Genomic DNA, 11,243 nt, shown 5'->3' with positions numbered 1-11,243 from the left:
TTAACTGCTGGTTGGAATAATCATTTATCTTAAAACAATTCGTTTTTTAATCCACCATTATTTTCCGGACGAATTCGCCGATAGCCCGGAAAACGCGATCTGACCCCTCGCCGTTGATGATGCCGTGACGGTTGTAGTTAACCAGAAGATACTCTTTGTCCGTTGAGCTGAGTTTTTCGAAAATCATCCGGGATCCCTTGGAGTTGACCACCGGGTCCGCCTGTGACTGGAGAATCAGCGCCGGAACGGTAATGGCGGGAAGCCTGGACTCGAGCGTGTCCATCAGCCGTCCCATTTCGGAAATACCCGCCAGCGGGTTGCGCGAATAATTGATATGCGGGTTCTCCGGCGTGTTTTCAATAAATTCGACCCGGTTTTTGTCAACATTGATGCGTTTCAGCAGCCGGTTCCACAAATTGACCGCCGGCACGAAATTGCTGGAAAAATTCTGAAGTTTCAGGGGCGGCGCCACGGCGAAAATGCCGGCCAGGTCGTCATTGACCCGGGCGGCCAGATCAAGAACCAGCCCGGCCCCCATGGAAAAGCCGCCGGCGATGACGCGGTCGCAGCTGTTTTTGACGATGGCATATCCTTTTTCCACGGATTCGATCCATTCGGCATACAACCGCCGGGCCAGATCGACGGGGGAAGTGCCGTGACCTCTTAAGCGCGGGACATAGACCGTGATGTCAAGACTGTTTAAATAATCGGCCAGGGCCCGGACTTCCATCGGCGCGGCCATGTACCCGTGTACCAGGACAACACCGGTCCTTGGTGAGGGGCTTTTTAATAAAAAAGGGCGGCCGACGTTTTTATCTTTTGATTCTCCCGGAATGGCGTATTGCGCGTAATCATTTTCAAAATCGGACGTGTCCCCGGCGATCAGATGCGCGGTTACTTTCTTTTGAATGGTCTCGCACGTGGGCGCGGCCAGTTCGCGGACGGCTTCCTGAAAATCAGACAGGGGCTCGACCTCATTGGCGATGACGGTGATGGGATTGGTCACCCGGGCACTGTGAAAATCCGGCGGAAGGCTCATGTTTTCCGTTTTGGTCAGAAAACCGTCTGCCTTCTTAACGGCGCCCGTTTCTTCGGCGATAGCGATAAAATTGGCATATTTGTGATGCCGGTCATCCGTCAGAAGATGGGTCTGATCCTGCTGCAGGCTGGTATGTTTAAACGTACGCGTGGCCAGGGAGTCGATTTTGTCAATGGCCAGATAGGCTCTCCGCTTCAGATCGTCTTCCGGAATCCGCTCCTCCGGAATGTATTTCAACAGCGAAGCGAAAATATGATCATGGTTTACCGTCGTCATGTTGTAGATGGCCGACATGTACCGTTCCATGATCTGAACGGCCGTGTCCCGGAGCACCTGTTTGGCGGCAATAGAATCGTTAAAGTCGATTCTGGCCTGCAGTTCGATGTTTTCCCGGATGAGCGGTGAATCCAGATAGGGGGTCACATCGATCGGTTCCCCGAAACGGATATCGATGTCCGTGTCCGAGAGCAGCAGGGTCCCCTCGGTCTGCAACTCCTCCAGGGCGCGGGAGGAAAGGTTTTCAAACAGTCTGCCGGCCAGGTTGCTGACGATATTTTCTTTTGCCCGGATGGGATAGTAGGTGAGATTGACCGGAACGAGCAGCGTTTTCTTGCCCCGGATGGTTTCCGGCGTGTCGATCTCGAAAAGATCCAGCAGGCGCCTGGCTTCGTCCGGAAGGTTCTCCACCATCCGTTCAATACGGCTGCGGTAGAATTCGGTCCGCAGCGCCAGGGTTGCCGCGCCGGTATGCGGCGGATGCTTGCCCGCCGAAGAAGAAACGATGAACTGCCCTTTCTGGTCAACGACATCATATATCTTCTTGTTCTTCACCATCCGGCCTTCGGGAAAAATAACCCAGGACGCCTCGTTGGTCAGCAGGGTTTTGACGATCAGCTTGTCCCGGTCCGGGTCGCCGGTGGAAACCGCCCCCAGTTTCTCCAGAAACGAACCCAGGCCGCCTTTAAAAAGGTCCTGACTGGCTAGGGACCAGATGCTGCGGCCGGTGATTTTGTTGATGTAGTAGGGCACCAGCAGGGTTTCCGCCCGGGTGAAATGATTCACCACAAAAATAAGGGAATGATCCGCGGGTATCTTGTTCTGATCGTGAATTTTGACCTTCGGTTTAATTAATCCCGACAGGGTCTTGATCACCAGTCCGGTTGTCCGATAAGCGTAACGATTCATGAGCGGTTGTGTCTGCCGTTTTTAGGGTTGCCGATTGTCTGCTAATCGTTCATTATATAATCTTTTATTTTAAAGCACATTGGTGGATATGGCAACAAGATGTTGCAGAGAAAGCATTAAGCATGCTGCCTTATTCTATGACTTTTCAAGCAGAAAATCAGCCAGATGGTAACGGCGTATGCCGTCGATGTCCTCCCCGAAAGCCGTGTCCATGCTGATGACGCATTTCGGGTAGTTATCGGGGATGTCGCGCAATACGCCGAATTCTCGCTTAATGACCTGAGGCGTGGCCAGCAGGATGGTGTTATCAATGGAACTGACGTACTGATAGACGGTTTCCGTTTAGCAGCGATCGTTCCGCTTCCATCTGCAAATCACGATACGTGCGGACATGTTCAAAATCGAGGGACTCCATGTTCACGTAAAGGGTATTACCTGCCGCCACGCCATCCTCGCGCAGAAGATCGATAATCTCTCGCAGAAGGCAGCTTTTGCCCACGCGCCTCATGCCCGTAATGACCTTCACCACCGGCTTGCCCAGGAATTGCCGGATTCGGTCAAGATAGATGTTTCGTTTATACAAAAAACTCGCCCCAATTATTAGAAAGTTTTCGATATACAGAAAATAGCTTAGGCGTGCCCGGATTAACAAGCCATCCGGTGTGAAATTGCAAAAAACTTCAGTTACGGTTCTTTTTTTCCCGGCTTATTTTTGATACAAGGAAAAGGCGCTTGCCGGGAAACAGGTTACGTTTCGGGTCCGTAAGGTTTTGGGGAGAGGCAGAAGGTTTTGTAACTTATTGATTTTATGGAGCCACCGAGAGGAATCGAACCTCCGACCCACGCATTACGAATGCGTTGCTCTGCCGGCTGAGCTACGGTGGCCGGAACACTTTCAGATGTTCAGGTAAACCAAAACAGGCAAGAAAATAACGTGAGAATGGCTCAAAATCAAGAGAAAAAAATCAGCCGGCTGACGGAGGCCGTTCATTTATCCGATTGCCGGCTGGAATGTTCCGGAATTGACGGATCCGCCGGCGCCTATCTCGTTTCCGAGATAACGCGATCCGCCGGCGTACCGGTGGTCGTTCTCACGGCCGATTCCCGGGAAGCCGAACGGGTGCTGAATGATCTGGAATTTTACCGGGGTGAAACGCGGGAACCGGCGGCGGAACTGTTCCCGGCCTACCATATCCTGCCGTTTAAACCGCTGTCTTATCATAACCGGACGGCGGCCGCCCGCATCCGCCTGCTGTACCGGATGTCCCAGGGAGAAATGCCGGCGGTGATGGTTCTATCGCTGGAGGGATTGCTGCAGCGGCTGATCCCGAAAACCGTTTTATGCGATTTTGCTGAAATCATTATGGCCGGTGAAGCCATCGACCTCCCGGCGCTGACGGAAAAACTGATCGCCGGCGGTTATGCCCGTTCCGCCATCGTCGAGGAGCCGGGGGATTTCTGCCTGCGCGGCGGGATACTGGACGTGTTTTCACCCATGTATCCCGAACCTGTCCGCCTGGAACTGTTCGGCGACATGATCGATACGATGTGGTTCTTTTCGCCGGTTTCCCAGCGCCGGACCACCCCCGTCGATGAAGCCATCCTGCTGCCGGCCAGAGAAGCGATTTTGCCCCGGGGCAATACCGGCCGGTTTATCGCCGCCGTGCAGAAACAGGCGGCGGAACTGGATTTGCCCGTGTCCGTTTCCAGAGATCTGATCGACCGGGTGACGGAAGGGATCAACTGTGAAGGCATGGAAGGACTGATGCCGCTGCTTTATGAACAGCTGTCTTCCTTTTTTGATTATCTTCCCGCCAACGCCTGTTTCGTAATGGCCGCTCCGGACATTATCGCGGAAGCCGCGGTCGATCACCGCCGGATGATCAGCGACAATTACCTGTCCTCACGGGACGAAAAAAAAATGTGCGTCCCCCCCGAAACCTCTTTTCTGGACTGGGAAGAGGCCAGGCGGATCATGTACGGATACCGCCTGGTTATCTTCCGCATGCTGCCCGGGCAGGAAGACAGTATCTGCTCCGACCGGCCGGCCGATCATCTCCGGCTGGATATCCGGACGGTGACCGGTCTGCCGGTGTCCCTGAAATACAACCCGGACCGGGACCGGCCGCTGAAGCCCCTGGCGGAGTGGATTGCCGGCAACCGGGCGGAAGGGCAGACCACGGTTATCGTCTGCGGCAGCCGCTCCCGGGCCGATCGCCTTCAGGAGATGCTGTTTTCTTATGATATTCAACCGGTCCTGGCCGGCACCTTTTCCGACATGCTGACGGCCGATCCGGGCTCGATCGGACTGGTTACGGGGCAGGTATCGTCCGGTTTTATTTCTCCGGACTGCGGCTTGTCCCTCATCTGCGAATCCGATGTTTTTGCCGGCGGCCGCCGTCGCAGAAGCGTTCGCCATCCGGATGTCCGCTCGGAAATTCTGGAACTGGAAGAATTGAAGGAGGGGGACCTGGTCGTTCACGCGGACCATGGCATCGGACGCTACGAAGGCATACGGAAAATCCGGGTGGAAAAAGTCGAGGGCGATTTTCTGCTGATCCGTTATCGGGATGAAGACTGCCTTTATCTGTCCGTGGACCGGATGGATATGGCCCGAAAATACATCGGCGTGGATGATGCCGTTCCCGAGCTGGATAAAATGGGCGGAAAATCCTGGCAGAAGGCCAAAGCCAAAGCCAGAAAGGAAGCGGAAAAAATCGCCCGGGAACTGCTGGAATTATATGCCCGGCGCAAGGTCAACCCGGGTTTTTCTTTCAGTGCCGCCGACACTTATTTTGAAGACTTTGAGTCCCGCTTCCCCTACGAGGAAACCGAGGATCAGCTCAAGGTCATCGAAGAGGTCCTGACGGACATGGAATCCGGCAAACCCATGGATCGGCTGGTCTGTGGTGACGTGGGCTTCGGCAAGACCGAAATCGCCATGCGGGCCGCGTTCAAGGCGGTCTGCGACGGCAAACAGGTGGCCGTGCTGGTCCCTACCACGGTCCTGGCGGAACAGCACCGGGAGACGTTTTCCACCCGTTTTACCGACTATCCGGTACGGATCGCCTGCCTGAACCGGTTCCGGTCGGCCGCCGAACAAAAACAGATCGTACGGGAAATCAGTGAAGGAAAAATCGATATCGTTATCGGCACTCACCGGCTGTTGTCCAACGATGTCGTTTTCAGGGATATCGGCCTGGTCGTCCTGGATGAGGAGCAGCGGTTCGGCGTCAAGCACAAGGAAAAACTGAAAACCATGAGAAACACGGTGGACGTATTGTCCCTGACCGCCACCCCGATTCCCCGGACCCTGCACATGTCGCTTATCGGTGTAAGGGATATCAGCGTCATCAAGACGCCGCCCGAAGACCGGCTGGCGGTCAAAACCTATGTCTCCGAGTTCGACGACGGCATCATCAAGGCGGCCGTCAGGCGGGAATTGAAGCGCGGCGGTCAGATCTACTTCGTCCATAATAACATTAATAAATTAGTGTACATCGCGGACCACCTCCAGAAGCTGGTGCCGGAGGTGAGAATCGGCGTGGCCCACGGCCGCATGGCCAGCGACAAGCTGGAGAAGGAAATGCTGCGGTTTGTCAACCGGGAAATCGATATGCTCGTCTGCACCCGGATCATCGAGTCCGGGCTGGATATCCCGGCCGCCAACACGATTTTCGTCAACCGGGCCGACCGGTTCGGGCTGGCCCAGATTTACCAGCTTCGGGGAAGGGTGGGCCGGTCCGACGAACAGGCCTATGCCTACCTGTTTATCCCAAGAGACAGTGCCCTTAGCCGGGATGCCCGGAAGCGGCTCAAGGTGCTGATGGAGCACAGCGATCTCGGTTCCGGATTCCAGATTGCCTTGAGCGATCTTCAGATCCGCGGCGGCGGTTCGGTGCTGGGCGTGTCCCAGTCCGGGCACATCGCCGCCGTCGGGTATGACATGTTTCTGCAACTGATGGAAAACACCGTGGCGGAATTGAAAGGGGAGCCGGTCGCCGAAGCCGTCAACCCGGAAATCAACATCCCGCTGTCGGCTTATATCAGCGACGAATATATTCCGGATATTGACCAGCGGATGTCGATTTACCGGCGCCTGGCCAGGTCCCGGACAGCCGCTGATATCACCGAGGTCAAGGAGGAATTGATCGACCGGTACGGGAAACTGCCGGCGGAAACGGAAAATCTGCTGCTGAAAATCCTGCTCAAGGTTTTTGCCGTCAGCGCGAACGTCAGAAAACTGGACCTGACCGATACCCATCTGTGCCTGCAATTCGGGCCGGATCGACTCGAAGAACAGCAGAACGCCGAAGCGGTGCTTGCACAAAAGAAACTCCTCTTTGAGACGGTTTCCGGCCAGACCGTCCGGGTTGCGCTGTCGGAGAAGAGACCCCGCCAGGGGATCGTCTTTGCCAGAAATTTATTGAAAGACATAACTCTTCGTGTTAACAATAAATAATTTAGCACATGAAACCGGTGACGGGGAAAATCGGCCGGGTTCTTTGAATGGCAAAATACCTGTTTGAGGCTATTTCAGACAAAACGATTCGGGAAAGAAGGCCCATGACCATCAGGACTCCGCGGCACCAGACAGGCCTGGCCTGCCTGATTTTTTTTCTGGTGGTGGTCGGGTGCGGCAGTAGTCGTGATATACCGGATGACTATCTGCTGCGTATCGGCAATAATGAGGTAACCGTCCGGGATTATCTGGATGCCCTGGAGGTCATGAAAGCGTCCTATCCTTATGAAGCGCTGCAGAACAATCAAGTCATCACGACGTTGAAGGCCCGTCTACTGAAACAGTTGACTGAAGAACTGATTTTAAGCCGGCGGGCGAAAGAACTTGACCTGACGGTGACGCCGGATGAACTGGAAAAAGCATTCAATGAGATCAGGAAGGATTACCCGGAAGGCGCTTTTGAAACCACACTCCTGGAAAAAGCGATCCCTCTTCAGGCCTGGAAAAAACGGGTGGAAATGAGGCTGCTGACCGAAAAAGTGATCGACAAGGAACTGGTCGCCGGAATCAAATTAACCCCGGAGGAAGTCAGCCAGGCCTACCGGGGTTTCCGCGGAGGCGGGCGGGTAGCCCCGGTCGCTGACGGGGAGGCGCCCGACGCTACTTTTGTGAGATATCTGCGACGGGAAAAGGCGCAGGAGCAATATCCGCAATGGCTGGATACGTTACAGCAAAAATATACCATTGAATTCAACGAGGCGCGATGGAAATCAATTTTAGGATAAACGGCGGAACTCGGCGGGCGGTGTTGTTGACGATAGGTCTTGTGTTCGCGGCGATGGTGACGGTAGCTGCGCCGGCGGCGGCGGAAGTCGTCGTCGATCGGATCGCCGCCATTGTCAACAACGACATTATTCTGCAGTCAGAAGTAGATAAAGCCATGGCGCCTTATATTAAAAATATAAAAGAACGTGGACTTCCGGAACAGACGGAAGAGACGATGCTGAACCGTGCCCATGAGGACATCTTCAATAATTTAATCAGCGAAAAACTGGTCACCCAAAAAGCGGCTGAACTGGGAATCATTGCCGATGAGAAGGAGGTCAACGCGGCCCTGGAACAGATGAGAACGTCCAAACTCTATTCCGACGAAGCCTTTCAGTCTTTCTTGAAGGAATCCGGATATACCATGGATGAGTATCGTGATCAGATAAAAAGCCAGATACTTAAAACTAAATTATTGAGACTTGAGATTAAGTCAAAAACCGTCGTTACCCCCGAAGAGGTGGAAACGTATTTTCAAAACAGCCGGGATGAATTTACGGCCGGGACCCAGTATCATTTACGGCATATCATCATGCAAGCGCCCAAGGGGGCCAACCCCGAAGATAAAGCGGCCGTACGGGAAAAAATGGAAGAGGTTCATCGAAAAATAGAAGAGGGCGCGCCTTTTGAGTCCATGGCGGAACAATATTCCCAGTCTTCTTTTGCCAGTTCCGGAGGTGATATCGGCACGTTTGCCGAAAATGATCTTGCCGCCGACCTCAAGGAAACCATTATCCGCACGGGTGAAGGCAAAATAACCCCGGTTATGGAAACGGATGTGGGGTATCAGATTTTTTACGTGCAGTCCATTATTAAAAATGACGGCAGCCTCAACAATGAGGTAGCCGAAAAAATTCACGAAAAACTTTATAATGAAAAACTGGACGAAAAATTCAGCGCCTGGATCAAGGAACTACGCGATTCGGCCGATATTAAATCCTTTGAATAGCGAAGACTGAATGAGTGACCCTTCCGACGATAATGATCCGGCAGGCGCTGGAAAGACAGGACGCATGACCCTGACTGACGAGGAAATATCCCTTTCGTTTGGCCAGCATCTGCAGGAATGCCGAAAGACACGGAATCTGCAATTGGAGGCCATTGCCCATGAACTGAAAATCGGCGAGTCCGTTCTTCGCGCCATTGAAGCCGAGAATTTATCGAAACTGCCGCCCCCGGTCTTTGCCAAGGGATTTCTCCGCGGATTTGCGAGAATGGTCGGTGCCGATGAAAACAGGGTTATTGATGGTTACCTCCGGCGGATAGACCCGTCAGGAAAGTCCTCGTCCCGTAATATCGACAACCCTTTTCCCGGAAAGGACTTCCCGCTGGTCCGGATGACGCTGCTGGCGGTAGTGACGCTCGTTCTGGCCTGCCTGATATTTTACGGTTTTTCCGGGCAAAACGAGTCCCCCATCCAAAATCCGGTGACAAATCCTTCTGACACCCCAGCCCCGGCTGCCGAAGATGAATATGCCGACATACCGGAAGGGGAAGATGAACAGGAAGAGGCGGTGTCTCTCGCTCCAGCAGAAAAAGCGCCGGAAGCCATCCATTTGTCCGTGGTGACCATGGCGGAAACCTGGATAAAAATCATTATCGACAATGGAAAGACCGATGAGTATCTGCTCCGGCCGGGAGACAATCTGGAACTGGACGCCGCCAGAGGATATAATCTGCTGATCGGCAACGCCGCCGGCGTAAAACTATTCGCCAATACGGTTCCTGTTGATGTGCCCGGCGGAAAAGGCAAGGTCGTGAATATCCAGATCCCTTGATTCCGGGCAGGTTTTCCCCGGCTGATGAACGACGGGATCGCCGGCCTGTCGCAGTATTGTATTCATTCGGAAATAAGTCTATGTCGCTGGTTTCATCCTCCATTATCCTCCGACGCCTGGATTATTCCGAGTATGATTACATTCTGGATATTCTGACCCGGGATTTTGGAAAATTAACCGTTATTGCCAAAAACGCCAAAAAAAGCAAAAAGCGATTCGCCGGCGTCCTGGAACTGTTCGCCTGTATGGAAGCTGTTTTCGCGGTCTCAAAATCCGGAAGGGGAATGCCGCTGCTGAAGGAATCGCTTTTAACCCATCCGTTTGCCGGTATCCGTTGTGACGCGGAAAAAGTCGCGTATGCCAGTTACTGGTCGGAAATGATCAACCGCTGGGTCGTGCAGGGCGGGGTACAGTCGAATCTCTTCCCTCTGTTTTTCCATGCCCTGACCCTGCTGGATGCGGACCAGGCTTCCAATGAAGCCATCAGTCTGTTATTTCAGATCCGTTTCATGACACTGGCGGGAATGTCGCCCGAACTGTCCTGCTGCCGGGTCTGCCGCAAGCCGCTCGATGATATTGCCGGGACACGGATCCTGTTTGACGCTCCCACGGGCGGTCTGATATGTGACGCCTGTGCCCGGACGACTCGCGTGTCGGGGCCGGCAGCTATTTCAAAAAGCGCCGTCAAACAACTGCTGTGGCTGAAGGAAGGAAATCCGCGGAAGGCGGAAAGGATACAATTAACCGAGGCCGCCAAGCGGGAAGGGCTGGAAGCCATGGAGATGTTTGTCCCCTTCCACCTGGCAACGGAAATCAGGAGCCTGAAAATACTGCGCTGCATCAGAGAGTGGAGACAGAACAACAATGCCCGAAAACATCACACGCTTTCTTGAAAAATCCCCGCTGACGGCATCGGCGCCCTGCCGGGTGGATATGGGCGGAACGCTTGATATCAAAACGATCTATCTGCCCATGGGCCATCTGTCTCCGGCCACTTTCAATCTGGCCATTGACCTGCGGACGGAAGTCACGCTGCGGCCCCACACGGCCGGCGTCGTCAAGGTGTCTTCCCGGGGATTCGACAGCGTGGAATTCCCGGCGGCGGACGCGCCTTACGACCACCCCCTTGGTCTGATGTTTGCCATTGCCGCCCATTATAATGCCGCCGGACTGCATCTGGATATCCGTTCCGCGTCTCCTCCCAAAAGCGCTCTGGGCGGATCATCCGCCGCCGCGGTTGCCCTGGTCTGCGCCCTTGAATCCATTAATTCCGGTAAAAAGGAGGTGTCCCGGAAAGAAATCGCCCTGACCGCCCATGCCATCGAAGAGGGCGCCGCCCGGATCCCCTGTGGACTGCAGGATCAGCTGGCGGCGGTTTATGGCGGAGCCAATGCCTGGTTCTGGCGGTCGTTTGACGGACGCTCTGATTTCAGGCGGTCGATTATCATGGACGAAGCGCGATGCCTGGATTTCAATCAATGCTTCCTGGTCGCCTATTGCGGGGTTCAACACGAGTCCAGCAACATCAACGGCCGCTGGATGAGTCATTTTGTCCGGGCGGAAAACCGGGCCCTGTGGAGAAAAATTATTCATTACGCCGGTTCTTTTATTGAAGCGCTTTCGACCGGGCAGTTGGATGAGGCGATTCTGTCCATGAACCGGGAAAGTGACTTGAGAAAACAGATGACACCGGATGTGTTTGATGATATGGGAGATAGGCTGGTTTTAAGCGCCAGAGAGACGGAGTGCGGCGCCAGGTTTACCGGTGCCGGCGGCGGCGGCTGCGTCTGGGCCCTGGGTGATCCGGATAATATCTCACGATTAAAAGGAAAATGGGAAGCGATCCTGCGGGCCAGAGAAGACGCCCTGTTGCTGAACACGCGAATCGATACCCGGGGAGTAACCGCCCCCGACGGGATAATGTTAACCGATTAAATGAACATTTTTTGAGGAT

8 protein-coding genes and 1 tRNA gene are annotated in these 11,243 nt (G+C 54.1%); 6 read left to right on the top strand and 3 right to left on the bottom strand.

What is annotated here, in order from left to right; all coding sequences use genetic code 11:
* Positions 1-46: 46 nt before the first annotated feature.
* The 3 genes from AB1724_13995 to AB1724_13985 all read right to left on the bottom strand — a co-directional run bounded on the left by AB1724_13995 (position 47) and on the right by AB1724_13985 (position 3,109).
* Complete coding sequence (locus tag AB1724_13995) at positions 47-2,224, bottom strand: alpha/beta fold hydrolase (GenBank protein ID MEW6078921.1); 2,178 nt, start codon at positions 2,222-2,224, stop codon at positions 47-49.
* 307 nt (positions 2,225-2,531) lie between these two features.
* Positions 2,532-2,807 (bottom strand): AAA family ATPase, encoded by a 276-nt coding sequence (locus tag AB1724_13990; protein MEW6078920.1) that lies wholly within the window; start codon positions 2,805-2,807, stop codon positions 2,532-2,534.
* Between the two features lie 226 nt (positions 2,808-3,033).
* Positions 3,034-3,109 (bottom strand) — tRNA-Thr (locus AB1724_13985).
* Positions 3,110-3,164: 55 nt separating this feature from the next.
* Between AB1724_13985 and mfd the strand changes: the two genes are divergently transcribed.
* The 6 genes from mfd (at position 3,165) to AB1724_13955 (ending at position 11,224) form a co-directional block, all read left to right on the top strand.
* Positions 3,165-6,686, top strand: coding sequence for a transcription-repair coupling factor (gene mfd, locus AB1724_13980; GenBank protein ID MEW6078919.1), 3,522 nt, complete (start codon positions 3,165-3,167; stop codon positions 6,684-6,686).
* A 104-nt stretch (positions 6,687-6,790) separates the two neighbouring features.
* Entirely contained in the window at positions 6,791-7,471 is a 681-nt protein-coding gene (locus AB1724_13975) for a SurA N-terminal domain-containing protein (protein ID MEW6078918.1), read from the top strand.
* Between the two features lie 26 nt (positions 7,472-7,497).
* On the top strand, positions 7,498-8,460 hold the full coding sequence (locus tag AB1724_13970; protein ID MEW6078917.1) for a peptidylprolyl isomerase: 963 nt from the start codon (positions 7,498-7,500) through the stop codon (positions 8,458-8,460).
* A gap of 10 nt (positions 8,461-8,470) precedes the next feature.
* Complete coding sequence (locus tag AB1724_13965; GenBank protein ID MEW6078916.1) at positions 8,471-9,289, top strand: RodZ domain-containing protein; 819 nt, start codon at positions 8,471-8,473, stop codon at positions 9,287-9,289.
* A gap of 80 nt (positions 9,290-9,369) precedes the next feature.
* Positions 9,370-10,182, top strand: a complete 813-nt coding sequence (recO, locus tag AB1724_13960; GenBank protein ID MEW6078915.1) for a DNA repair protein RecO — start codon at positions 9,370-9,372, stop codon at positions 10,180-10,182.
* Positions 10,154-11,224 carry a galactokinase gene (locus tag AB1724_13955; protein ID MEW6078914.1) on the top strand — a complete coding sequence of 357 codons (1,071 nt, stop codon included), beginning with the start codon at positions 10,154-10,156 and terminating at the stop codon, positions 11,222-11,224. Before recO ends, AB1724_13955 begins: the two co-directional genes overlap by 29 nt.
* Positions 11,225-11,243 lie beyond the last annotated feature (19 nt).

Source organism: Thermodesulfobacteriota bacterium, assembly GCA_040753795.1.
Lineage (GTDB): Bacteria > Desulfobacterota > Desulfobacteria > Desulfobacterales > Desulfosudaceae > JBFMDX01.
The sequence above is the reverse complement of the archived record's forward strand: the minus strand, read 5'-3'. Positions and strand labels throughout refer to the sequence as shown.